The 23,794-nt window shown below is 73.4% G+C and carries 24 protein-coding genes; 6 read left to right on the forward strand and 18 right to left on the reverse strand.

Annotated elements, in window-relative coordinates:
• Nucleotides 1-22: 22 nt before the first annotated feature.
• From D7193_RS06445 to D7193_RS06475, 7 genes are all read right to left on the reverse strand, one after another.
• Nucleotides 23-1,417, reverse strand: coding sequence for an MFS transporter (locus D7193_RS06445; protein WP_120778395.1), 1,395 nt, complete (start codon nucleotides 1,415-1,417; stop codon nucleotides 23-25).
• Between the two features lie 271 nt (nucleotides 1,418-1,688).
• Nucleotides 1,689-1,922, reverse strand: coding sequence for a zinc-ribbon domain-containing protein (locus tag D7193_RS06450; protein WP_120779297.1), 234 nt, complete (start codon nucleotides 1,920-1,922; stop codon nucleotides 1,689-1,691).
• 175 nt (nucleotides 1,923-2,097) lie between these two features.
• The gene (locus D7193_RS06455; RefSeq protein ID WP_158674778.1) at nucleotides 2,098-2,904 is read right to left on the reverse strand and encodes a CHRD domain-containing protein; all 807 of its coding nucleotides are present in this window, start codon (nucleotides 2,902-2,904) and stop codon (nucleotides 2,098-2,100) included.
• Nucleotides 2,905-3,402: 498 nt separating this feature from the next.
• Entirely contained in the window at nucleotides 3,403-4,287 is an 885-nt protein-coding gene (locus tag D7193_RS06460; RefSeq protein WP_120778397.1) for an SRPBCC family protein, read from the reverse strand.
• The gene (locus D7193_RS06465; RefSeq protein ID WP_120778398.1) at nucleotides 4,280-4,837 is read right to left on the reverse strand and encodes a winged helix-turn-helix domain-containing protein; all 558 of its coding nucleotides are present in this window, start codon (nucleotides 4,835-4,837) and stop codon (nucleotides 4,280-4,282) included. The genes D7193_RS06460 and D7193_RS06465 overlap by 8 nt, the downstream gene beginning before the upstream one ends.
• Before the next feature lie 141 nt (nucleotides 4,838-4,978).
• Nucleotides 4,979-6,322: a class I SAM-dependent methyltransferase gene (locus D7193_RS06470; RefSeq protein WP_120778399.1), complete on the reverse strand. Its 1,344-nt coding sequence runs from the start codon at nucleotides 6,320-6,322 to the stop codon at nucleotides 4,979-4,981.
• The gene (locus tag D7193_RS06475; RefSeq protein WP_120778400.1) at nucleotides 6,319-7,719 is read right to left on the reverse strand and encodes an FAD-binding oxidoreductase; all 1,401 of its coding nucleotides are present in this window, start codon (nucleotides 7,717-7,719) and stop codon (nucleotides 6,319-6,321) included. Before D7193_RS06475 ends, D7193_RS06470 begins: the two co-directional genes overlap by 4 nt.
• 96 nt (nucleotides 7,720-7,815) lie before the next feature.
• Between D7193_RS06475 and D7193_RS06480 the strand changes: the two genes are divergently transcribed.
• Both D7193_RS06480 and D7193_RS06485 read left to right on the forward strand, forming a co-directional pair.
• Nucleotides 7,816-8,286 (forward strand): aminoacyl-tRNA deacylase, encoded by a 471-nt coding sequence (locus tag D7193_RS06480; RefSeq protein ID WP_120779298.1) that lies wholly within the window; start codon nucleotides 7,816-7,818, stop codon nucleotides 8,284-8,286.
• 95 nt (nucleotides 8,287-8,381) lie between these two features.
• A complete protein-coding gene (locus D7193_RS06485; protein ID WP_120778401.1) occupies nucleotides 8,382-8,666 on the forward strand; it encodes a DUF427 domain-containing protein in 285 nt (94 codons plus the stop codon).
• Nucleotides 8,667-8,691: 25 nt separating this feature from the next.
• Here the strand turns inward: D7193_RS06485 and D7193_RS06490 are convergent, their stop codons facing one another.
• Nucleotides 8,692-9,999 carry an MFS transporter gene (locus D7193_RS06490; RefSeq protein WP_120779299.1) on the reverse strand — a complete coding sequence of 436 codons (1,308 nt, stop codon included), beginning with the start codon at nucleotides 9,997-9,999 and terminating at the stop codon, nucleotides 8,692-8,694.
• 52 nt (nucleotides 10,000-10,051) lie between these two features.
• On the opposite strand from D7193_RS06490, the gene D7193_RS06495 reads away from it, so the two are divergent.
• Nucleotides 10,052-11,041 (forward strand): GlxA family transcriptional regulator, encoded by a 990-nt coding sequence (locus D7193_RS06495; protein WP_120778402.1) that lies wholly within the window; start codon nucleotides 10,052-10,054, stop codon nucleotides 11,039-11,041.
• 137 nt (nucleotides 11,042-11,178) lie between these two features.
• Here the strand turns inward: D7193_RS06495 and D7193_RS06500 are convergent, their stop codons facing one another.
• From D7193_RS06500 to D7193_RS06530, 7 genes are all read right to left on the reverse strand, one after another.
• The gene (locus tag D7193_RS06500) at nucleotides 11,179-11,640 is read right to left on the reverse strand and encodes a hypothetical protein (protein WP_120778403.1); all 462 of its coding nucleotides are present in this window, start codon (nucleotides 11,638-11,640) and stop codon (nucleotides 11,179-11,181) included.
• 106 nt (nucleotides 11,641-11,746) lie between these two features.
• The gene (locus tag D7193_RS06505; RefSeq protein ID WP_120778404.1) at nucleotides 11,747-13,696 is read right to left on the reverse strand and encodes a vWA domain-containing protein; all 1,950 of its coding nucleotides are present in this window, start codon (nucleotides 13,694-13,696) and stop codon (nucleotides 11,747-11,749) included.
• Between the two features lie 2 nt (nucleotides 13,697-13,698).
• Nucleotides 13,699-15,168, reverse strand: a complete 1,470-nt coding sequence (locus D7193_RS06510) for a magnesium chelatase ATPase subunit I (RefSeq protein ID WP_120778405.1) — start codon at nucleotides 15,166-15,168, stop codon at nucleotides 13,699-13,701.
• Nucleotides 15,169-15,228: 60 nt separating this feature from the next.
• The gene (locus D7193_RS06515) at nucleotides 15,229-16,302 is read right to left on the reverse strand and encodes a hypothetical protein (protein WP_120778406.1); all 1,074 of its coding nucleotides are present in this window, start codon (nucleotides 16,300-16,302) and stop codon (nucleotides 15,229-15,231) included.
• Between the two features lie 119 nt (nucleotides 16,303-16,421).
• Complete coding sequence (locus D7193_RS06520) at nucleotides 16,422-17,072, reverse strand: response regulator transcription factor (protein ID WP_120778407.1); 651 nt, start codon at nucleotides 17,070-17,072, stop codon at nucleotides 16,422-16,424.
• Nucleotides 17,069-18,343, reverse strand: a complete 1,275-nt coding sequence (locus tag D7193_RS06525; protein ID WP_120778408.1) for a sensor histidine kinase — start codon at nucleotides 18,341-18,343, stop codon at nucleotides 17,069-17,071. The genes D7193_RS06520 and D7193_RS06525 overlap by 4 nt, the downstream gene beginning before the upstream one ends.
• A gap of 55 nt (nucleotides 18,344-18,398) precedes the next feature.
• On the reverse strand, nucleotides 18,399-18,896 hold the full coding sequence (locus D7193_RS06530; RefSeq protein WP_120778409.1) for a hemerythrin domain-containing protein: 498 nt from the start codon (nucleotides 18,894-18,896) through the stop codon (nucleotides 18,399-18,401).
• A 96-nt stretch (nucleotides 18,897-18,992) separates the two neighbouring features.
• Here D7193_RS06530 and mgrA point away from each other — a divergent pair, with 96 nt between their 5' ends.
• Together mgrA and D7193_RS06540 are read left to right on the forward strand one after the other, a co-directional pair.
• Nucleotides 18,993-19,988 carry an L-glyceraldehyde 3-phosphate reductase gene (gene mgrA / locus D7193_RS06535; protein WP_120779300.1) on the forward strand — a complete coding sequence of 332 codons (996 nt, stop codon included), beginning with the start codon at nucleotides 18,993-18,995 and terminating at the stop codon, nucleotides 19,986-19,988.
• A gap of 85 nt (nucleotides 19,989-20,073) precedes the next feature.
• Nucleotides 20,074-20,196, forward strand: a complete 123-nt coding sequence (locus D7193_RS06540; RefSeq protein WP_120778410.1) for a 50S ribosomal protein L36 — start codon at nucleotides 20,074-20,076, stop codon at nucleotides 20,194-20,196.
• A gap of 159 nt (nucleotides 20,197-20,355) precedes the next feature.
• On the opposite strand, the gene D7193_RS06545 is transcribed toward D7193_RS06540, so the two are convergent.
• Nucleotides 20,356-21,057 carry an SDR family NAD(P)-dependent oxidoreductase gene (locus D7193_RS06545; RefSeq protein WP_120778411.1) on the reverse strand — a complete coding sequence of 234 codons (702 nt, stop codon included), beginning with the start codon at nucleotides 21,055-21,057 and terminating at the stop codon, nucleotides 20,356-20,358.
• Nucleotides 21,058-21,194: 137 nt separating this feature from the next.
• Between D7193_RS06545 and D7193_RS06550 the strand changes: the two genes are divergently transcribed.
• Nucleotides 21,195-22,073, forward strand: a complete 879-nt coding sequence (locus D7193_RS06550) for a helix-turn-helix domain-containing protein (RefSeq protein ID WP_120778412.1) — start codon at nucleotides 21,195-21,197, stop codon at nucleotides 22,071-22,073.
• 61 nt (nucleotides 22,074-22,134) lie between these two features.
• Here the strand turns inward: D7193_RS06550 and D7193_RS06555 are convergent, their stop codons facing one another.
• Together D7193_RS06555 and D7193_RS06560 are read right to left on the reverse strand one after the other, a co-directional pair.
• Nucleotides 22,135-23,271 (reverse strand): hypothetical protein, encoded by a 1,137-nt coding sequence (locus tag D7193_RS06555; RefSeq protein ID WP_120778413.1) that lies wholly within the window; start codon nucleotides 23,269-23,271, stop codon nucleotides 22,135-22,137.
• Between the two features lie 149 nt (nucleotides 23,272-23,420).
• Nucleotides 23,421-23,762: a VOC family protein gene (locus tag D7193_RS06560; protein WP_120779301.1), complete on the reverse strand. Its 342-nt coding sequence runs from the start codon at nucleotides 23,760-23,762 to the stop codon at nucleotides 23,421-23,423.
• Between the last annotated feature and the right edge of the window lie 32 nt (nucleotides 23,763-23,794).

The following is a 23,794-nucleotide window of genomic DNA, read 5'->3' on the forward strand; positions in this document are numbered from 1 at the left end:
GGACGACACCGCGGCGGCGCTGTCAGCCGACCGCCACCTCCTCGGCCCGCTGGCGGTCCGCGCCGCGACGGACGAGCAACGCCACCGTCGCCGCGGCCACCAGCGCCACCCCGGCCATCGTCCAGAGCACGGTGTGCAGACCGCCGGTGAACCCGGGGTCGGCGAGCCGGCCGCGGGTGGTGCTGGCCAGGACCGCGCCGACCACCGCGATGGCGACGGTCTCGCTGGCCAGCCGGGCCGTGTTGATCATCCCGGCGCCGGTCGCCGCCCGGCTCGCGGCCACGCTGCCGATCGCCATCTGGTCGAGCAGGCCGATGGAGAGCCCGACCCCGACACCGATGGTGAGCAGCGGCCCGGCCAGCACGCCGGTGCCGCTGGTCGGACCGAGCAGGGTGGCCCAGGCCGCGCCGACGGCGACCACGGCGACCGACACGACGACCACCAGCGTGGCCGGCACCAGCCGCGTGAGCGCCCCGCTCAGCAGCGGCAGGACCAGGGTGGGCGCGGTGAGCAGGATGAGCGTCGCCCCGGCCGCGCCGGGGCTCAACCCGACCACCGTGGTGAGGTACGAGGGCAGGTAGACCAGCAGCGGCACGAGCACCGCCACGATGGTGGCCGCCGCGAGGCAGATGCCGAGGAACCGGTGGCTGGCCAGCAACGCGAGGTCGAACATCGGGTCGGCGCGCCGGCGCTCGGCCCGGACGAAGAGCACCAGCAGCGCGAGCGTGGCGGCGAACGCGGCCACGATCCGCGGGTCGGTCCAGCCGAACTCCGGACCCTGCACGAACCCGAAGATCAGCAACAGCAGCGCCGAGGTGAACGTGACGGTGCCGGGCCAGTCGACGCGCCCCGCCTCGACGGCCCGGGACTCGGGCAGCAGCGGTACCAGGGCGAGCACCACGACCCCGGCCAGCGCCGGCACCGCGAACACCGCCCGCCAGCCCAGCGTGCCGATGAGCAGCCCGGCGATGGAGGGGCCGAAGGCGAGACCGACGCCGATCGTCGTACCGAAGAGGCCGAACACGCGGGCGCGCGCCGCCCCGTGGAACGCACCGGCGAGCAGCCCCGACCCGCTGGTCGCGGCGGCGGCCGCCCCCACACCGGCCAGCGCCCGGGCCGCGTCGAGCAGCACGATGTCGCCGGCCACGGCGGCCAGCAGCCCGGCACCCGCGAAGATCGACACGCCGGTGGCGAAGACGCGGCGTCGACCGAGCAGGTCGGCCAGCGCCCCGGTGGCCAGCATGAAGCTCGCGAAGGTGGCGTTGTAGCCGTTGACCACCCACTGCACGGCGGCGAGCCCGGCGTCGAGGTCCCGGCCGATGTCCGGCAGGGCTACCGAGGCGCCGGTGAGGGACACCGGCAGCGAGAGGGTGGACAGCAGGACGGCGACCAGCACGACGGCCGGGTGGTTGCGCACGATTCTCCCCGTTCGGACGGCCGCCCCAGCGTAGTTGCGGCCGGGGGGACCGACGCCCGATCGGGGTGGAAGATCACAGCGGGTAGCGAGCTACCGTCCGGCGGACCGGTTCCACGGCGAGCGGGGCACGCCGGTGCCCGCCAGGGGCCGGCGGCGCCGGCGCGGCCGGCGGCGGCCCGGTGTGCAGGGCGGCCGGGCGATCCGTGGCGCGGACGCGGCGGTGAGCGGTTGCCGGCCGGTCAGCCAGCGGAGGAAACGGGTCATCGCCGGCTCAGCCGACCGGAAGGCGCTGGGCCTCGGCCCTGGTGATCTGGTACTGCGCCCCGCAGTATGTGCACTGCTGCACGTAGCGGGTGCGGACCGGGATCAGCGGGATGAAGAACAGGGTGAATCTCGTGGACCGACGGCTGATCACCTGTGCGGCCCGGTTGCCGCAGTTGCGGCAGACCAGGTGCGCCACCCCGGTGCGGTCGACCCTGGTGCGGAGCCCGAAGATGAGGAACATCGCCCGGCAGTACCCCGCGCGCGCCTGTTCGTCACCCACGGGATCGGCGCGCGGGGTCGGGCTGACCCCGACCTGCCGGCCGAGGCCGGCGCACGGCGGGTGACCGTCGAGGCACGACCGAACGCCCGACCCGTCGTGCGGGTCGGGCGTTCGGCCGTCGGTGTGCGCGCGGGGATCACTCCTCGCCGTTCACCCACCCGTCCCAGTGGTCGTCACCCTTGTCGGACTTCCGGTCCTTGTCCGAGTGCTCGCCCTTGTCGGAGCCCCGGTCCTCGCCCTCGTCGGAGTTCCAGCCCTCGCTGTCGCTCGCGTCCCAGTTCCGGTCCTTGTCCTTGCCGTCGCGGTCCTTGTCGTCGCGGTCCTTGTCGACCTTGACCTGGCCGCGGATCTCACCGTCCGGGTACTTCTTGGTGTGCACGTTGACGTACGTGACACCGGCCTCGATCGCGTCGACCACCTCGTCGAACTCGCCGGGCTCGATGCCCTGGTCGGCAGGGCCGACGATGTCGTCCGGCTTGATGGTTCCCGTGACGGTGCCCTCCTCCTTGGGGCACTCGGGGACGTCCTTCGAGGGGCCGCCCTTGCCGTCCTTGATGTTCGAGCAGAGGAAGGCGATGATCCCGCCGCTCTGGTGCCGCCCACCGAAGTGGATGTGCGCCTGCTGGACGTCCTTCAGGTCCTCGTAGCTCAGCCGGTACCGGATCTCCTTGTTGCGCTCGTCGATCTGCGCCTCGAACCGGCCGCTGCCCGGCGTGGAGATCGTCTTCGGGTCCTCCTGGTAGCCGCTGAGGGTGGCTCGCGCCGTCTCCTTGCGCTCCTTCCTGTCCCACGAGTCCCGCCAGTCGCCGGAACCGCCGGATTCGCTCCACTCATCCGAGCGCTGGTCGTGCGACCGCTTGTCGCCCGAGTCGTCGCGGCCGTCGCCCATCGCGGCGGTGCCGACGGCGCCCACCGCCACCACGGCGCCCGCCGCGATCGTCACTGCCCAGAGTCGAGTACGTCCCATCATCGGTGCTGCTCCCTTCTCAGACGGAGCCCGAGCCGTACCAACGGCCGGCAGAGCCGGCGCTGAACCCGGGCACGCAGGCGCGCCGCGCGCCGGAGCGATCTCCTGCCGGGGACCTTCGGTACGCGGTTCGATTAGCGCCCTATGGTGAAATTGTCCCATGTTCATCTGATACGTGAGCCGTCTTCCCTGATCCGGCCGTCAGGATCTGGCCGCACCGCCCTGCGCCCTCTGGGGCGATGCGGGTCGGCTGGCCCAGCTCGGCCGCGATCGGCCCGGTTTCGGCGATCTCGGGAGGCGCAGCCGATGATCGATTCGGGATCCTGGAAGTCGCGGCATCAATCGCCCCCGGACACCGCGACATGCACGCAACCCGTGTCGATCAAGCCTCGGGATCCGGCCGGACGCAGACAGCGAGGCGCCCGACCACTGGGAGCAGCGGTCGGGCGCCTCGTGCAGAGGATCCCGGGCCGGTCAGCCGGCCGTGGTGGCCGCCTCGGGCTGCTCGGCACCGGGCATGTCCACGCCGAGCCAGATGGGCTGCCAGTCCTTCATCTCGTGGTAGCGGCGCAGCTCCGCCAGACCGGCCACCGAACCGGCCCACGCGGCGTACGGGGGGTTGGCCTCGTCGAAGCCGCTCTGCACGAAGGTGAGCTTGGTCTTCCCGTTGGACTCGGCCAGCTCCCACGTGGTCACGCCGGTCGGGCCCCAGTCGACCGACACCTTCCGGCCCGGGTCCAGGTCGACGACCTTCGCGGCGTAGCCGGCGTCGAAGCCGCCCATGGCGTAGCGGCCACCCACCCAGGGCTCGATGCCGATCGGGAAACCGAACCAGGCGCTGGCCTGCTCGGAGTCGGTCAGCGACTCGTACACCTTCGCCGCGGGCGCGTCGATGAGCATCTCGCCGCGGAGGTCGGCGGACGTGAAGTCGACCTTGGGCAGGAGCTCGCGGCCCTCCAGGTGCGCGGCCAGGTTGGCGATCGACAGGCTCCAGAACGTCTGGAGGACGCCGCGGATGCCGCCGGTGCCGGAGACCGCCTCCTCGAAGCTGAAGTGGCTCTGGCTGAGCGTGAGGACCGTGCTCTCGGGGCTCTCGGCCCGCAGCTGGAACTCGGTGGTGGTCTCCACTCCGTCGAGGACCCACGCGAAGCGCAGCGTGTCGTCGTCGACGTGCAGCGGACGCTGGTGCGGCACGTCCCCGTCGGGCGTGTGACGGCCCCAGAACTCGTACCGCCCGGGCAGCTCGACCTCGGCGTGCTCGGCCAGCCAGACGCGCAGCTCGGCCGCGTCGGTGAGGGCCCGGCGGACGGCGTCGACCGGCGCGGCGAGGCGGGCGTGCAGCTTCATGGGTTCACTCACGGTCTTTCCCCTTCGGGTAGCAGGCCACGGCGAGCTTGAAGGCGTCTCCCTCGGCGCCGCCGTAGCGGGTGAACAGGTCCTGCAGAGCGGTCTGCAGGTCGTGCAGGAACTGCTGGCGTTGCTCCGCCGGCACCCGGATCTCGCCGGACACCCCGATCGAGGGCAGCTCCGGCTGTGCGCGGTCGAGCGCGGCGATGTCGGCCTGGACCTCCTCCATGAGGTCGAGCAGGTAGCCCAGGCTGAGCTCGTCGCGGGCCCGACGCAGCCCGATCCGACCAACCAGGCCGGGGGACAGCCAGTAGGACCGGGCGGCGGCCTGGTAGATGCCCTCGGTGATGCCACGGACCTTGCGCTCGGCGACCAGGTCGACGAGGCCGGCCGCGACCAACTGCTTGACGTGGTAGTAGACGCGCTGCGGCGTCTGCTCCAGCCGGGCCGCCACCTCGCTGCAGGTGCGTGGCTCGGCGAGCTGCCGCAACACCTCCACGCGCTGCGGCTTGAGCAGGGCCTCGGCCTGCTCGATCTGCTCCAGGTACAGGACGTCTCTCATGGCAAAAATCAGTTTGTACGTACAAAACTTCTTTGTCAATGGGTTCGACGAAAGGCCGCGCGGACGGCGCGGCCTTTCGTCAGCGGGTCGGACGACGAACGGCCGCGCGGATCGCGCGGCCGTTCGTGGGATCGGTGCGGGTCAGGCCAGCCAGTCCGGACGCAGCGGGTAGCCGTTGCTGCCGTCCGGGTTGTTGCGCGTGGCCAACACCTGGTGCAGCTGGATGTCGTTGCGTTCGAACGCCAGCCGCGACCCGGCCATGTAGAGGCCCCACACCCGGGCCGTGCCCACGCCCACCTCGGAGACGCAGAAGTCCCAGTTCTCCACCAGGTTGCGGCACCAACCCGCCAGCGTCAGCGCGTAGTGCTGGCGGAGGTTCTCCTCGTGGTGCACCTCGAACCCGGCGTCGTGCACCTCGCTGATGAGCCGGCCCGGCCCGGCCAGCTCGCCGTCGGGGAAGACGTACCGGTCGATGAACGCGCCGGAGCGGTGCGGCGCCCGGTTGTCCGCCCGGGTGATGCAGTGGTTGAGCAGCCGGCCGCCCGGGCGCAGCCGCTCCCGCAGCGCCCCGAAGTAGGCCGGGTAGTTGCGCACCCCGATGTGCTCGGTCAGCCCGATCGACGAGATCGCGTCGAACTGCTCGCGCGGCGCGTCCCGGTAGTCCATGTGCCGCACCTCGGCGAGCTCGCTCAGCCCTTCCCGCTCGATCGCCGCCTGCGCCCACTCGGCCTGCGCCTTCGACAGGGTCACACCGAGCGCCTTCACGCCGTACTCCCGGGCCGCGTGCCGGACCATGCCGCCCCAGCCGCACCCCACGTCGAGCAGCCGCATCCCGGGCTTGAGCGCCAACTTGCCGGCCACCAGGTCGTACTTCGACGCCTGGGCCTGCTCGAGCGTGTCATCCGGCGAGCGGAACACCGCACAGGTGTACGTCATCGACGGGCCGAGCACCTTCTCGTAGAAGGCGTTCGAGACGTCGTAGTGGTGCGAGATCGCGGAGCTGTCCCGGGAACGGGAGTGCCGCAGCCCGCCCATCACACGCTTCCAGCGCGGTTGGGACTCCTGCGGCGGCGCCGGCGGCGGCCGCAGCCGCTCCCAGCCCAGCCCGCGCACCAGGGCCAGCGCCTCGCCCAGCGACGGCAGGCGCAGCTTCAGGTCGTCCTTGAGCACGCGGAACGCCTCGTACGGGTCGCCCGGGTGCACGCCCTCCAACGCCAGGTCGCCGCTCACGTAGGCGCGGGCCATGCCCAGGTCGCCCGGAGCGGTGAGCAGGTAGGACAGTCCCCGCTCGGAACGGACGGACAGGGTGATCCCCGCGTCGGCCGGGCCGACGGCGCTGCCGTCGTAGGCGGTGATCCGCACCGGCGGCTCACCGGTGGTCACCGCGCGGACCACGTCCGCCACGGTCGTACGCGGGTGCCGGCCCCCCGCCGGCGGTGTGCCGGGGACGCTCGACGCCCCCTGGTCTCGGTCGGTCAGGCTCATGCTCGTGCTACCGCCTTCTCGTACAGTCCGGTGAGCCGGTGCTCCGGGTCGTAGCGGTCCCGTACGACGCGCCACGTCGGCCCGCCGTACAGGCGCTCGAAAGAGTCCCGGTCGTAGTACGCGTCGGAGTAGAGCGACTTGTGCCCGCCCATCTCCGACACCACGCGTTCGATCAACCGGTTGACGTCACCGTCGGCGGCGCCCTCGGCGATCGGCACGCTCCCCCAAAAACCGATGTTGACGTAGTCCTGCCCCGGCCGCAGCGGATACAGCGGCCAGGACCGGGCAGAGCCGGGACCCGCCGGCTCGCGCAGTCGCAACGGACAGAGCCAGACCGGGGTCATCCCGACGTTGCCCGCGAACCAGCGCAGGAAGTCGGCCGTCCGCTCCAGTGGGATCTCCACGTCCTGCACCACCCGTTCCCGGGCGGGCCGGCCGCGCAGCCGCTCGATCCGGGCGGCGACGCCGTGCCGGTGCTCCAGCCGGACCAGCCGGTGGTAGACGTCGCTGCGCCGCAGGTGCGCCGGCCAGAGCCGGCGCACCACGGGGTGCTGCACCCCGAACGCCGACGAACACCAGAACCAGTCGGTGTCCCAGCGCCAGAGATAGTCGTACGTGGTGAGGGTGTCGCGGGTACGCCGGCGCAGGGACCGGTAGTAGATGTCCTGCCCGGTGTAGTCGCTGGGCCGCTCGCCGTCGTCGGTGAACGTGCCCAGCACCAGGTACGCCTCACCGGGGCTGAACATCACCCCGTCCATCGCGTCGACGTCGACGCCCGCCCAGGACCTGGTGGCGGTCACCTCCGCGACCGCCTCGGTGAGCGCCTCCAGCCCGGTGAACCGCACGTTGCGCGTCGCCACGTACCGCCGGATCGGCTGCAACTCGATACGCAGCCGCGTCGCGTAGCCGAGGCTGCCCATCGAGTTCGGGAAGGCCGCGTAGAGGTCGGCGTGCTCGCCGTCGGGCCGGGCGGTGACGATCTCGCCGGAGCCGGTGAGCACGTCCATCTCGGTCACCGACTCGTGCGGCAGCCCGTTGCGGAACGACGTCGACTCGATGCCCAGCCCGGTGACCGCGCCGCCCAGCGTGATGGTGCGCAGCTGCGGCACCACCAGCGGCATCAGCCCGTGCGGCAGGGTCGCGTCGACCAGGTCCTCATAGGTGCACATCCCCTGCACGTCGGCGGTCCGCGCCTCCGGGTCCACACCGATGACGCCGTTCAGGCCGCTGACGTCGAGACCCGGGCTGTGCACGGCGGTGCGGGGCCGGAACAGGTTGGAGGTGCGCTTCGCGAGCCGGACCGGCTCGCCCGGGGGAACCGCCGCGTACGAGCGTCGCAGCTGCTCCACCGCACTGTCGTGATCGACCGATTGATGATCCACACGGACGGCGCGCATGTGATCACTGTACGCCGCTCGTTGCCTGCGGCACCCGTTGTCCACGTTGGCCTTTTCACACTTCCGGCCTGCTCATGACGGGTTACGGTGCACGACATGCCATCGCCCGCACTCGCCGCCCTGGACGCCGCCGGACTCGCCTACCGGGTGATCCGTCACGGGCCGGTGACCAGCCTCGGCGAGGCCGCGGCGGTGCGCGGCGTCGAGGTGCCCGACGTGGTGAAGACGATCGTGGTGCGACGGGGCCCGGACGACCACCTCTTCGTCCTGACCCCGGGCGGCCGGGTCATCGCCTGGCCGAAGCTGCGCGCCCTGCTCGGCGTCAACCGGCTCTCCATGCCGGACGCCGCCACCGCGAAGGCCGTCACGGGTTACGAGCGCGGCACCATCACGCCGTTCGGGGCGACCACCGCCTGGCCGGTCATCGCCGACGAGCGCGTACGCGGCCGAACCATCACGCTCGGCGCGGGCGAGCACGGGGTGGCCGTGGCCGTGGAGGCCGACGCGGCGTTGGCCGCGCTCGGGGCCACGGTGGCCGACGTGACCGAGCCGGAACCGACGCGCTGACCCGTACGCGGGCGTTCGTGATCCAGCGCACGCGGCGGACCGCCCGACCCGGTCGTCGGTGGTCGCGGCCGGCCGCGCGGCATAGCGTGGGACGCATGCCGAAGGCCCTCTGGAACGACCTGATCCTCGCCGAGAGCGACGACACCGTCCTGGTCGAGGGGAACCACTACTTCCCCCGGTCCACCCTCCGCGACGATCTGATCCGCGAGTCCGACACCCACACGGTCTGCCCCTGGAAGGGCACGGCCTCGTACTACAGCCTGGAGCACGAGGGCCGGACCAGCGCCGACGCCGTCTGGTACTACCCGGACCCGAAGCCCGAGGCGGAGATGGTCCGCGACCGGGTCGCCTTCTGGAAGGACGTCCGGGTCGTCGACTGACCCCGGTGACCAGCCGCCGTCCCGGTCAGCCGCGGTAGCGCCAACCGCGTGACGCGGCCGGGGCGGCGGTGACCAGCACCGGCGCGGGCACGATCGCGGGGCCGCGGCGACGCAGCAGCAGCGACAGCCCGGCCGCGCCGATCGCGAGCGCCCCCGCCACGTACCAGGCCAGCGCGTAGTCGCCGAGCCGGTCCCGGACGAGCCCGGCCCCGGTGGCCGCGAGGGCTGCGCCGAGCTGGTGGGACGCGAACACCCAGCCGAACACGACCGCGCCGGCGCTGCCGAAGTACTCCCGGCAGAGCGCCACGGTCGGCGGCACGGTGGCCACCCAGTCCAGCCCGTAGAAGATGATGAAGACCAGCATGCTCGGCCCGGTGGCGCCGTCGAAGAGGCTGGGCAGCACCAGCAGCGACCCGCCCCGCAGCGCGTAGTACGCCCCGAGCAGCAGCCGGCTGTCCACCCGGTCGGTGAGCCAGCCGGAGGCGACGGTCCCCACGATGTCGAAGAGCCCGACGAGCGCCAGCAGGCCCGCCGCGGTGGTCTCCGGCATGCCGTGGTCGTGTGCGGCCGGCACGAAGTGCGTACCGACCAGGCCGTTGGTGGTGGCGCCGCAGATCGCGAAGCCGCCGGCGAGCAGCCAGAACGCCCGCGTACGGGCGGCCTGGGCGAGCGCGCCGAGCGCCCGGGCGGCGGCCCCGCCGGTGGCCGGCGGCGCCGGGGTCACCTCGGTCGCGCCGTAGGCGGGCAGGCCGAGATCCGCCGGGTGCTCACGCAGCAGCCAGACGACCAGGGGTACGACCGCGAGCGCGGCGCCCGCGACCACGAGCGCCGCCGTACGCCAGCCGTGGTCCTGGACCAGCACGGCGAGCAGCGGCAGGAAGACCAGCTGCCCGGCCGCCCCACCGGCCGTGAGCACCCCCGTAACGAGGCCGCGCCTCCGCACGAACCAGCGCCCGGTCACCGTGGCCACGAAGGCCAGCGCCATCGATCCGGTACCGAGCCCGACCAGGACGCCCCAGCACAGGACGAGCTGCCAGCTCGCGGTCATGAACACGGTGAGCCCGCTGCCGGCGGCCACGAGCAGCAGCGCCACGGCGACCACCCGGCGGATGCCGAAGCGGTCCATCAGCGCGGCGGCGAAGGGGGCGGTCAGCCCGTACAGCAGGAGGTTGACCGAGACGGCGGCGGAGATCGTGGCCAGCGGCCACCGGAACTCGGCGTGCAGCGGGTGCAGCAGCACCGACGGGGTGGCGCGAAAGCCGGCGGCGCCCACCAGCGCCACGAAGGCGACGGCGGCGACGATCCAGGCGGGATGCAGGCGGCGTGTGCTCACGGTACGAGTCTCGGAAGCCGGGCCGGCGACGGCGAGTGGCCGGAAAGCCATCATGCGCAATAATCGGGCCATGTCCGCTTCGCCGCACCGGATCGCGGTGCTCGCCCTCGACGGGGTCGTCGGGCTGGACCTCGGCACCCCGGCCCAGGTCTTCAGCACCGCCCGCGACGCCGCCGGGGTGTCCCGCTACACCGTCGAGGTCTGCACACCGGGCGGCCGGCCGGTCCGCAGCACCGCCGGCTACCAGGTGCTCCCCGAGCACGGCCTCGACCTGGTCGAGCGCGCCGACACGGTGGTCGTCCCCGGCGTCCACGAGAATCCCGCGCTCACCGACGGCACGCTCGACCCGCTGGTGTACGACGCGCTGCGCGGGGCGTACGACCGGGGCGCCCGGATCATGTCGATCTGCACGGGCGCCTTCGTGCTGGCGGCCGCCGGGCTGCTCGACGGCCGTCGGGCCACCACCCACTGGGCGTACGCCGCACGGTTCCGCCGCCTGCACCCGGACGTCGACCTCGACCCCGACGTGCTCTTCATCGACGACGGCCGGGTTCTCACCTCGGCCGGGGTGGCCGCCGGGATCGACCTCTGCCTGCACGTCATCCGCACCGACCACGGCACGGAGGTGGCCAACCGGGCGGCCCGGCGCTGCGTGGTGCCGCCGTGGCGGGAGGGCGGTCAGGCGCAGTACATCGAACGGCCGGTGCCCAAGGTGACCGACACGAGCACCGCGACGGCGCGGGAGTGGGCCCGGCAGCGGCTGCACGAGCCGGTGAGCCTGCGCGACATGGCCGAGCAGTCGCGGATGAGCGTGCGGACGTTCACCCGCCGGTTCCGCTCGGAGACCGGGCTCAGCCCCGCGCAGTGGCTGCTCCAGCAGCGCACCGACCACGCCCGGCTGCTGCTGGAGACCACCGACCTGAGCGTCGACCAGGTGGCCCGCCGCGCCGGCTTCGGCACCGCGGCAGCCCTACGCCAGCAACTCCACCAACGCCTGGGGGTGGCCCCGAGCACGTACCGCCGCACGTTCCGCCACCCGTAACACCGCGCCGTTATCCCCGCTCCCTTATCCCCCGCGATCTTGCACTTTCGGCCCTTGTTTTGTCCCGTTACGGGGGTTTCGCCGGGGCGGAAGGTGCAAGATCGCGGGGGTTTCACGGGCCCCGCGCGGCGCGGGGGTTAGGGGCGGAGGAGGCGGAGCTGGGACAGGTGTTTCGGGAGGTGGACCGTGGCGTGCAGGTCCAGGGTGCGGCCCCAGGGCAGCGGCTCGTCCACGTTCAGGTCGTAGCCCTCGCGCAGGTGCGTGTCGACCGGGGTCTCCGCGGCCAGGCCCAGCCGGTCGGTGAGAGTGCAGAGCTTCTGGCTGGTGGCCCGCAGCAGCGTGGCCAGCCCGTCGAGGCCGCCGCACTCGGCCACCAGCGCGTCCACCTGCGGGCGGTGGATGGTCTCCAGGTCGTAGTACGCGAACGGCGACCCGGCCAGCACGGCCTCGGTAGCCTCCACCATCAACTCGTCGTTGGCCGCCAGGTGGGCCACGATCTGCTCGGCGCTCAGCTGCCCGTCCGGCGGCGGCCCGAAGCCCCCCGCGTCGACCTCCGCGAGCACCTCCTCGTACGCGCGCCGCAGCTTCCCGCTCTCCATCACCCCAGTCAACCCCGCCCCGCCCCGCCGATCATGCAGGTGTGGTGCCCGGTTCACCCGGATGGGCGGCTTTCGTCCACCACCACAACTGCATGATCGACGGGGGTCAGCGGGACTGGCGCGAGCGCAGGTAGTCGGAGACGACGTACTCGCCCAGGTCGTCCGGGTCGGGCGTGAACATCCGGCCCTTCGAGCGGCGGGCCACCGCGTCGACGAACCGCCGCAGGCCCGGGTCGTCACCGAGCATGAACAGGTTCAGCGTGGCCCCGTACCGGGACAGCCGGTCGACCTCGCGGATGGTCGCCTCGATCGTCTCCGGCAGCGGCGGCCAGTGGAACAGCGCCTCCCCGTCGTCCGGGTCGAGGTGGGCGGTCGGCTCCCCGTCGGTGACCACCAGCACCACGGGCTCGGCGTCCGGGTGCCGGCGCAGGTGCCGGCCCGCCAGCCGCAGCGCGTGCTGGAGGTTGGTGCCCTGCTCCAGGTCCGGGTCGATCCCCGCCAGCTCCTGCTGGGTCAGCGGCATGGCCTGCCGGCCGAACCCGACGATCTGCAGCGCGTCCTGGGGGAACCGGGTCGCCATGAGATGCGACAGGGCCAGGGCCGTCTGCTTCATCGGCCCCCACCGCCCCTGCGAGATCATCGAGTACGACAGGTCGACGCAGAGCGCCACCGCGGCGGACGCCCGCCGCTCGGTCTCCAACACCTCGAAGTCCTCGACCGCGAGCTGCACCGGCACCCGCGGGCCGGCCCGGCGCACCGCCCGGGTGAGTGTACGGACCACGTCCAGCGGCTGCTCGTCGCCGTACTCCCAGGGCCGGGACGCCCCGCTCACCTCGCCGGCGGCACCCGCCGAACGCAGGTCGTGCTGGCCGCGCGGGCCGGCGGTCAGGTCGGCGAAGACCCGCCGCAGCGCGGTGCCGCCGAGCCGGCGCAGCGCCTTCGGGCTCAGCGTCAGCCCGTCGGCGTCCCGGCTCACCCACCCCTGCCGGCGCAGCTCCCGCTCCAGCTCCCGCAGCCGGCGTACGTCGTCGGCCGCGTCCCGCCCGAGGGTGCGGGCCACGGCGTCCACGTCGACGTCGTCCAGCGTCGCCCCGGCATGCTCCTGATCGAGCTGGTCGAGGAGGTCGTCCAGTTCGGCGATCTCGTCGAGGGCGCCGGTCGCCTCGCCGTAGCCGAGCGGCTGCTCGCCGCGTACCCGCTCCCCCCGGCCCCACCGCAGGTCGGGCCGGAGTGCCCGCAGGTGCTCGTCCAGCGTGGAGAGTTCCCCGGCCAGGCGGTCGCCCAGCGACTGCCGCATGAGCCCGGCCAGCTCCTCGCGCTGCCGGTCGGACAGGGAGCGCATCAGCCGCTCGCCGGCCGCGGCCCGGCGGGCCAGGACATCGACCAGCTCGTCGACGTCCTTCGGCTGCTCGGGGAAGAACTCGCCGTGCCGGCGCATGAACTCGGCGAACGCGTCGGTGGTGTCCTCCGACCTGGCGTGCCGGGCCAGCAGGTCGTTCAGGTCGTGCATCATCTCGGCCATGCGCTGCTGCGCCGCCGGGTCGGCCGAGGCACGCACCGCGTCGCGCAGCCCGGCGAAACGCTGGCCCAGCACGTCGTCGCGGAGCCCGTCGAGGATCTGCTGGTACGACCGGCGGGCCTCCTCGCTGGCCCAGTCGTAGCCGGACAGCTCCTGCACCGCCTTCGCCGTGGAACGGGGCAGGTTGTCGAGCACCGCCTCGGCGAACCGCGCGCCGTCGTCATCCCGCCCGCGCAGCTCGTCGCGCTCGGCGGCGAGGGCCTGGTCGAGCAGGGCCCGCGCACGGGTCACCGCGCCGTCCAGGTCGCCCCGGCGCAGCGCCTCCCGGCGCAGGCGGCGCGCCCGGGCGGCCAGCTCGTCCAGCCCGCCGCGCCCGTTCGGGCCACGGCGCAGCAGGTCGCGCAGCGACTCCCGCAGGCTGCCGCCGGCCAGCACCTCGGCGCCGACCGCGTCGACCGCCTCGCGCACGTCGTACGGGGGTGCGAGCGGGTCCGGCCCGCCGCGCCACTGCCCGTACCGGAACCGGTTGCCGGCCATGCTCAGCCCCGGCCGCCGTAGACGGTGCGGCCGGTGTCGGTCACGTCCTTGCCGAGCCGGCGGGTGAGGTGCAGCCCCTCCAGCACGAACTCGACGCCGGCGGCGGCCTCCTCGGGCGTGGGGGCGTCGCCCATCCCGAGCCGGTCGAGCACCTTCGCGAGCCCGGGCACCGTGCCCACCTGCCGCAGCAGGTCGGCGGAGCCGACCAGCTCACCGGTCTCGATCACGGTGCCCTCGGCGACCAGATCGGTGAAGCCGGAGAGGTCCAGCCCGGCCAGCCGGGCGCGGAACGTCTCGGCGGTGGCGGTACGCAGCAGGTGGGCCAGGATCTCGATCTCGCGCCCCTCCTCGCCGCTCTCGAACTCCACCTTCCCGCGCAGCGTCGAGGTCACCGACACCGCGTCGCCCACCCGGGCCACCGGGACCTCGGGGCGTACGGCCTCGTCACCGGAACCGGACGCGGCGCCGATCAGCGCGGCCCGGCGCAGCGCGGCGGCCGCGACGGTCTCGGCGGCGGCGATGGCGAACCGGGCGGAGACGCCGGAGCGCGGGTCGACCGACGGCGACTCGCGCACGGCCCGGGCGAACCGGGCGAGCACCTCCAGGACGTGCTCCGGCACCTCGGCCACCAGGTCGGACTCCTGCCGGATCAGGGCCAGCTCCAGCTCCAGGTCGACCGGGTAGTGGGTACGGATCTCCGCGCCGAACCGGTCCTTGAGCGGGGTGATGATCCGGCCGCGGTTCGTGTAGTCCTCCGGGTTCGCGCTGGCCACCAGGAGCAGGTCCAGCGGCAGGCGCAGCTGGTAGCCGCGGACCTGGATGTCGCGCTCCTCCAGCACGTTGAGCAGCGCCACCTGGATCCGCTCGGCCAGGTCGGGCAGCTCGTTGACGGCGAAGATGCCCCGGTTGGTACGCGGCACCAGGCCGAAGTGGATCGTCTCGGGGTCCCCGAGGGTCCGCCCCTCGGCGATGCGGATCGGGTCGACGTCGCCGATGAGGTCGCCCACGCTGGTGTCCGGCGTGGCGAGCTTCTCGCCGTAGCGCATCGAGCGGTGCAGCCACCCGACCGGCAGGTCGTCGCCGGCCTCGGCCACCTGGGCGCGGGAGGCGGGGGTGAGCGGGTGCAGGGGGTGCTCGTTGAGCACCGAGCCGGGGATGACCGGGGTCCACTCGTCCAGCAGCGCGGCCAGGGAGCGGATCAGCCGGGTCTTGCCCTGGCCCCGCTCGCCGAGCAGCACCACGTCGTGCCCGGCGAGCAGCGCCCGCTCGACCTCGGGCAGCACGGTGTCCTCGTAGCCGACGATCCCGGGGAACCGGTCGGCGCCGGCCCGCATCCGGGCGATCAGGTTGTCACGGAGTTCCTGCTTGACGGTGCGGTAGCGATGGCCGGCCGCCCGCAGCGCCCCGAGCGTGCGGGGCAGGTCGGCCGGTGGGACCGGGGTTACCGGGTTGGGCGCAGTCACCCGACCCACGCTAGCGCGGTGGGAGCGGGGGTGCCCGTACGTTGACGGGTACCGCCGCTCCCACCCACATCAGCCGCGACCGCAGCGCCGGCAGGCGCCGCGCCGGCGCAGGTGGTACGCGTACGTGGCCAGACCCAGCGCCGGCCCCCACGCCGGCCAGAGCAGCATCGGCCCGCTGGCCAGGTTGAACCCCTCGCCACCCAGCGTCCAGAACTGGGGATCCCCCATAAGTCCGAGCGTGGCGGCGGTGACCGCTACCGCGACCAGGGTGGCCGGGATCACGGCGAGCTTCACCGGCACCCGCCGGCCGGCCAGACCGACCATCCACCGGGGGAACCGCTCGCCCCAGCGCTGGACCAGGCCGAGGGTGAGCACCGCGCCGACGGTGGCGAACGCGCCCAGCCCGAGCCCGGCCCAGACCGCGCCGTTGTCCTGCATCTCGGTGAGGAACTCGCGGGAGATGCCGAGCGGGACGCCGACGGCCCAGGCGAAGCGGGTCACCGCGTACGCGAGCGGGATGGCCGCCGCGACCCCCACGGCCCACCGGCCCCAGCGTGCGGCGGCCGCCGGGGTCGTCCAGCCTCGTTCGCCGTCGCCCCGGCCGCACGCCACGCACGCCTCGGCGGTGCGCCGCTGCCAGACCAGCACGGCGCCGGCGAGCAGCAGGCCACCGATCACGGCGGCGAAGCGGGCGAAGAGCGCCCAGGTGAAGATCTCGGAGTAGTCGACCGGCGGCCAGCCGAACGGCGCCCCGATGATCAGCATCGGCGCGTAGCCGAGCATGACCAGCACCCGGCCGTCCGGGACGACCAGGGCCAGGAAGGCCGCGACCGCCCAGCCGTAGCCGGCGAGCAGCGTCCGCGACGGGCGGGACTGCCGGTTGGCCGGGCGGCTCATGGCCAGCGCGGCGACCGCGGCGGTGAGGAGGAGGGCGGCGAACAGCGGCGGTCCGAACCGGACAGGAACCAGCCGGAGCAGGTTCACGTCGCCGTACGGGTCGTTCGCGCCGAACGGGTAGCCGGCGCCGGTGATCGTGGCGAGCAGGGCGAGGACACCCCAGAGGCCGAGCCAGCCGGCCGCGAGCGGGGCGAGCCGGTCGGGCCAGCGGGTGGCCGGGCGAGGCGGTGCATCGGTGATCGTCATGCTCTCAGCCTCGGCCGGCGGGACTTGGAAACCCTCCCGGACGCCGGTGAACCCCCTCCCCCGCCGGGGGGAACCCGTTCGGCCCGCCGGGGGAGCCGTCGGCCTGCCGGGTGGAGCCGTCAGCCCGCCGGGGTGACGAAGCCCGACTCGTACGCGGCGATCACCGCCTGGGTACGGTCGCGCACACCCAGCTTCGCGAGCACGTTGCCCACATGGGTCTTCACCGTCTCCACACCGACCACCAGGTGCGCGGCGATCTCCGGGTTGGACAGTCCGGTGGCCATGAGCCGCAGCACCTCCGCCTCCCGCTCGGTGAGCCGGGCCGCGCGCAGCCGGTCCCCGCCCCGCCCGCCGTACGCACCGACGAGCCGGCGGATAGCCGCCGGGAAGAGCAGCGACTCGCCTGCCGCGACGACCCGTACCGCCTCCACCACCTCGGCCGGGCGGGCCCGCTTGAGCAGGAAACCGCTGGCGCCGGCGCGCAGCGCGTCGTACACGTACTCGTCGTTGGCGAAGGTGGTGACCACCAGCACCCGTGGCGGGTCGGCGGACGCGGCCAGCAGGCTCCGGGTGGCCTGGATGCCGTCGACGCCGGGCATGCGGACGTCCATGAGCACCACGGCGGGCCGGTGCCGGGCCACCAGCGGCAGCACCTCGGCGCCGTCGGCGGCCTCGGCGAGCACCCGCAGGTCGGGCTGGGCGTCGATGATCGCCCGCAGCCCGACCCGGATCAGCTCGTCGTCGTCGACGATCAGCACACCGATGGTCATGGCGCCTCCCGGTACGGCAGCCGCGCCCGGATGCGCCACCGGTCGCCGTCCGCCCCGGCAGTCAGCCGCCCGCCGAGCAGCAGCACCCGTTCCCGCATCCCGTCCAGACCCCGGCCGCCCCCGGTGTGGTGGGGCCGGCGCGGCGCGGGCACCAGCTCGTTGACCAGCTCCAGCTCCAGCGCCTCCGGCCCGACGTCGAGGCGTAGGAGGACCGGCCCCCGCCCGTAGCGGGCCGCGTTGGTCAGCCCCTCCTGGACGATCCGGTAACCCTCCCGGGAGACCGCCGCGGGCAGCGTCGCCGGGTCGCCCGCGCGGCGCGCGTCCACGGTGAGGCCCGCGGCGCGGGTGTCGGCCACGAGCCGGTCGAGGTCGGCGAGCGTACGCTGCGGCGCCCGCCCGGTGCGGTCGCCGTCGCGCTCCCGGAGCAGCCCGAGCACGTGGTCCAGCTCGTCCATGGCGGTACGGCCGGCCTCCTCGATGGCGCCCAGCGCCCGGCGGACGAACTCCGGGTCGCTGTCGAGCACCGCGCGGGCCGCCCCGGCCTGGAGGGTGGCCACCGTGAGCGCGTGACCGACGGAGTCGTGCAGCTCCCGGGCCAGCTGGTTGCGCTCGGCCAGGCGGGCGGCCCGGGCCTCCAGCGCGGCGATCCGCTCGGCCTGGGCCGGGCCGAGCAGCACGGGCGCCATCGACACGGCCAGCGCCCCGAGCCCGGCCACGGCGTACCCGAGCCCCGCCAGCAGCACCACGCCGGTCAGGGTGAGCCAGCCCGTGTCCTCCGCGTCGAGTGGCCCGAAACGTTCCTCACCCAGCGCCTCGACACCGATGCCGAACTGCTGGGCGATGAAGGCCAGGGCCATCGGCACGGCGCTGAGCAGCGCGAAGACCAGCAGCCCGCCCACGGCCAGGTGGGTGACGATCCATAAGGCGGCGCGGAGGCGGGTCTCCCGGTCGGCACGGTGCCCGGGCGTCGGGTCGGGCAGGTCGACGCCGAGCAGGGCCCGGGCCGCGGCGATCTCCAGCGCCCGGCTGCCGTCGAGCAACGGCGGCACCCCGGCGATCAGGACGGCGACGGCGAGCAGCACGAGCGCCAGCGGCCAGGGCACGCCCGGGGCCGTGAAGACCTGCGCGAACGCCACCGCGAGCAGCACGTACGGCAGCACCAGCACCCCGCCCAGCAGCAGGAACACGCCACGTCGCCAGGTGCTGACGGCGACCAGCGGGGCGAGGGCGCGCCGCCAGGCGACGCGGCCCGCCAGTGCGCGGGGGGTCATCGGCACATTCTCGCGCCGGCGTGGGGGTGGGCGACTCCCCCGCGCCGGGGAGATGTCAGCGGTGCTCGCGCACGTACCGCTGCGGGTCCTTGTCGTGGAACGTCAGGTTGCGGCCGTTCTTGTGCTCTCCGTAGAAGGTCAGCCAGCGGTGGCCCAGCTCGGCGCGCAGGTCGGCGCTCGCGTGGCGGCGGAAGTCCGGCAGCGCCTCGTCCTCCTCCTCGGCGAGGTGCTCGCTGTTCTCCCGGCGGGCCCGCCACACCGCGGCCCACCACTGGTCGGAGCCCACCGGGTGCTGCTTGGACTCCGCGATGGCATCGCGGATCTTGTTGTGGTCGCCGACCGCGTCGGTGGTCTCCGCCTCGCCGTCGTCACCGTGCCGCACCAGGTGCGGGTAGAGGATGGCCTCCTCGGCCTCCGCGTGGATGTCCAGGTGCAGGGCGAGCGCCTCCCAGACGGCGAGCAGCTCCTGCTCGTCCCTGGCGTCGTCGAGCCGGGCGAAGCCACGCCGGAACGCGGCGTGGTCGTCCATGATCATTGCGGTGATGTCGTCCATCGGTCCCCCGTTCGGATGCCGGCCGTGGTGGTCAACTCCCGGCCGACCGCCCGGGTGACGCGGGGCACGGCGACCGGACGGGCCGCGCGTACGCTCATGATCGTGACCTACCTCGCCGCGGAAGACCGCTACGACACCATGACCTACCGGCGCAGCGGGCGCAGTGGCCTACGGCTGCCCGCCATCTCCCTCGGCCTGTGGCACAACTTCGGGCCGGACCGTCCGTTCGAGCGGCAGCGGGCCATCGTCCGCCGCGCGTTCGACCTCGGTGTCACGCACTTCGACCTGGCCAACAACTACGGCCCGCCGCCGGGAGCGGCCGAGGAGAACTTCGGCCGGATGCTCGCCACCGACCTGAAGCCGTACCGGGACGAGCTGGTCATCTCCAGCAAGGCCGGCTACCTCATGTGGCCCGGCCCGTACGGCGAATGGGGCTCCCGCAAGTACCTGATCTCCTCGCTCGACCAGTCGCTGTCCCGCATGGGCCTGGACTACGTCGACATCTTCTACTCGCACCGGTTCGACCCGGACACCCCGCTGGAGGAGACGATGGGCGCGCTGGACGCCATCGTCCGCTCCGGCAAGGCGCTCTACGTGGGCGTCTCGAACTACAACTCCGAGCAGACCGCTCGGGCCGCGGCGATCCTGCGCGACCTGGGTACGCCGCTGCTCATCAACCAGCCCGCCTACTCGATGTTCAACCGGTGGACCGAGGCCGACGGCCTGCTGGCCACGCTGGAGCAGGCCGGCGCCGGCTGCATCGCGTACAGCCCGCTGGCCCAGGGGCTGCTCACCGACCGCTACCTCGGCGGCATCCCGGCCGACTCCCGCGTACGCACCAGCGTGTTCCTCAACGAGAGCGACCTCAGCCCGGAGCGGCTGGACACCATCCGCGGGCTGGCCGCGATCGCCGAGCGGCGCGGCCAGTCGCTGGCGCAGCTCGCCCTCGCCTGGGCGCTGCGTGACCCCCGGATGACCAGCCTGATCATCGGGGCGAGCAGCGTGGAGCAGTTGGAGGGGAACGTCGGGGCGCTGGACAATCTCGACTTCACGGGCGAGGAGCTGGCCGAGATCGACAGCCTGCTCGGCTGACGTCGGCGCGGGAATCCCGGGGCCCGGGCGGGCGTTGACCATGCCGTACGGCACGAGGCAGGTCCCGAGCCGAGGAGAGGCAGACATGAAGGTACGCAGCTCCCTGCGGTCGCTGAAGCAGAAGCCGGGTTCGGTGGTGGTACGCCGCCACGGCCGGGTGGTCGTGGTGAACCGCGCGAACCCGCACTGGAAGGGCCGCCAGGGCTGACACTGGCATGAAACGGCGCCGTCGCTACCGCGACGGCGCCGTTTCGCGTTCCCGCGCGTCCCCGCCCCCTATCCCCCGCGATCTTGCAGTTTCGGCCCTTGTTATGCCCCGGTCTGACCGTTATGTCGGGGCAGAAAGTGCAAGATCGCGGGGGAGGGGCTACCACGGCAGGGGGCCCTTGGCGTCGGTGAAGGTTCCGGTCGGGGTCTCGGGGGCTGCTGTGGCCGCCTGGACGATGGTTTTTGCTCCCTGCTCGACGGGCTGGATGCCGGGCCCGCTGAGGCCGTGCAGATCCGTCGCCGTGAGACCCGGCTCGACCGCGTTGACGCGGATGCCGGGCAGACCCTTCGCGTACTGCACGGTCAGCATGTTGAGCGCGGCCTTCGCCGAGCCGTACACGGGGAGCACGAAGGCAGACTCGTGACGTCCGGCGTCGGTGACCACGCCGAACGAGCCGAGCGTCGAGCTGACGTTGACGATCACCGGCGCCGCCGAGGCCCGCAGCAGCGGCAGGAACGCACGGGTGACCCGCACCGCGCCGAACACGTTCACCTCGAACACCCGCCGCAGCGTGGCCACGTCGGCCTCCTCCGCCCCGACCATGCCCTCGAAGATCCCCGCGTTGTTGATCAGTACGTCGAGCCGTCCCTCCGCCCGCCGCACCGCGTCCACGGCAGCGGCGACCGAGTCGTCGTCGGTGACGTCCAGCGGTACGAACCGCGCGCCGAGTTCGGCGGCAGCCTCCCGGCCGAGCGCCACGTCGCGGGCGCCCAGGTAGACGGTGTGGCCGAGGCCGGCGAGTTGCCGTACCGTCTCGCGGCCGAGACCCCGGTTACCGCCCGTGACCAGCGTGATGGTCATGCCGGACCTTCCTTCGTTTCGTCGTCCAGTCGTCGTCGTCGAGTCTTCGACGCCACCCGCCGATGTGACCGAGCCCCGGTCTTCCTGGGATCACGAGGACCAGTCACTCGCACGCGAGCGGAACTACCGTGGGTGACATGGACGGCAGCAACGCGCTCGGCGACTTCCTTCGCGCCCGGCGGGAACTGGTCCGACCGGAGGACGTCGGCCTGGGCTCCGGCGGCCTGCGGCGCGTCCCCGGGCTGCGCCGGGAGGAGGTGGCCCTTCTCGCCGGCATCAGCTCGGACTACTACCTGCGTCTGGAGCAGGGCCGCGACCGCAGCCCGTCGCTGCAGGTCCTGGAGGCGTTGGCCCGGGTCCTGCGCCTGGACGCCGACGCGACCGCGTACCTGATCGGCCTCGGCCGGGCCGCGGCGGGCGGCCGGGCGCGCGCGGCGCGGGCCCGCCGGCCGGCACCTGCGCGCGTGCCCGCGAGCATCCTCCAGCTCATCAACGGGTGGACGGACAACCCGGCGTACGTGCAGAACCGGTTCTTCGACGTTCTGGCCGTCAACCCGCTGGCGACGGCCCTGTCCCCGAACTACGCGGTCGGCGTGAACCTGCTGGAGACGACCTTCCTCGACCCCGCCGAGCGGGAGCTGCGGCGTGACTGGGAGGCGACCACCGAGGACGGCGTCGCCATCCTGCGCGGGCTCGCGGGACCCGACGTCAACGACCCGCGGTTGACCGAACTGGTCGGCGAGCTGTCCGTGCGCAGCGAGCGGTTCCGGCAGCTGTGGGCGCGCCACGACGTACGGCCACAGCGCGGTCACACCCTGCGGTTGACCCACCCGCAGGTGGGCGACATCGAACTCCAGTCGAACAAGCTCGCCGTCGGTGGCACGGACGGCCTCGTCCTCGTGGTGTTCCACGCCGAGCCGGGCAGCCGGAACGCGGAGCTGCTGCGGCTCCTCGGCAGCCTCAGCGCCCCCGCCCGACCCGCGGCCCGGGACGAGCACCGGTCGACGCCACCGTGAGCGGTGGGTCGGCTCCGACCCGCCGCGCGGCCACCGCGCGGCCTCCTCGTTGCCGGTGGCGTCACCGCGCCGCGGTGAGCAGCACCGGCCACCGCCGCCAGACGGCGACGTGCACGACCACCCCGAGCGACAGGTAGTTCAGCGCGGCGAGGGCCACCCAGCCGTCGGCGGTGGTGCGGGCCCAGTCGATCCCCTCGGCGTAGGCGGACAAGGCGAGGTACAGCACCACGGCCACGGCCGCGACCAGCGGCAGGACGCCGAGGCGCCCGGCCCGCCCGTGCAGCCGGGTCGCCGGCCAGTTGTCGAACAGCATCGACACCAGCAGCGCGGCCGCGATCAGCACGCCGCAGACGGCGTTGACGCGGTCGACGTCCCCACCGGTCGCCCACCACAGCAGCGGGAAGCTCGCCACGGTGCCGGCCAGGACCACCGCGTTGCGGGCGGCCAGCCGGACGCCGGGCCGGCGGATCAGCGTGAGGGGCCAGCCCCGCAGGGACACGAAGAGGAGCACCTGCCACACGCCGAGGAGGAGCAGCACGGCGCTGTACGTGGCGATGGGGACCGGCCCGCCCGGGTTGCGCAGCCGCTGGGCCGCGCGCAGCGCCGCCGGCACGTCGTCCAGGTTGACCAGGAGGAGGTACGCGACGACCGCGACGGCCACCGAGAAGGCCAGCGCCACGACGCCACCGCGGAACCACCCGAGCCGACGGACCGGCCAGCCCTCACAGACGAGGGTCAGCTGCAGGATGATCGTGAACGCCGCCGCGCCCAGGGCGAGCGTCACGGGGAAGGTCGGCGGATGTCCCGGCCCGGGGTCGGGGTCGAACATGCCGCGCAGGTCCACACGACTGGTCACCGCCTGACCGAGGATAGTCAGCACCACGGCGCCGACGCCGATGACGACCGTGTCGGTGAGGCCCGACCAGCCGGGCCGCAGGCGGCTGCCGGGCCAGTCCTGCCACCAGAACGCGACGGTGGCGATCATCGGCAGCGCGAACGTGGTCAGCGGGCCGAGCACGAGCAAGGACGGCTCCGCACCGCCGAGCGCGGACGCGAGCAGGAAGAAGAACGGTACGACGAACGTCAGCCCGGCCAGGCCGAGGAGCGGCTGGCTCCCCGCCGGCTGCGCGGGCAGGTGCGGGCCGGGGTGGCGCTGTCCGCCTCCGCCCGGATCGTCCGGCCGAGCCGATCGGTTCACCGCCGATCACCACCAGATCCTCGACTGCGCGCGACCGCACTGGCCGGCGAACGCCGTCGCGAGACCGACGGGCGGCGCCTCCGAAGCCACCTTATCCAGGCGAAACGGCGCGGGAGAGCGGATCCGGGGCGGGCGGGCCCCGTGCCGGGTCAGGCCGGCCCGCCGCCGAACCCGATCTCGTTGCCGTCCGGGTCGCGGTAGATGGCCTTGCGGACGCCGTTGGCGTACGTCTCCCGCTCGGCCGGCTCCAAGCCGCGCTCGGCGATCCCGGCGAGGCGGGCGTCGAAGTCGTCCACGAAGACGGTGTGCAGGGCGTGTCCGGCGTGCTCGGGGCGCACCTCGATGTACACGAACCGGTGGTCGGCCAGCTCCCACACCGCCTCGACGTCGTTCGGCAGGAACGCCGGTGGGGTGCCGAGAAGTTGCTCGTACCAGGCCGCCGCGGCGTGGTAGTCGCGCACGGGGATGCCCGCGAACAGATCTACGGTCATGGTGCCCATGCTAGTGAGCCGCCACGGCGATT

This window comes from Micromonospora costi (assembly GCF_003626655.1).
Taxonomy (GTDB): domain Bacteria; phylum Actinomycetota; class Actinomycetes; order Mycobacteriales; family Micromonosporaceae; genus Micromonospora; species Micromonospora costi.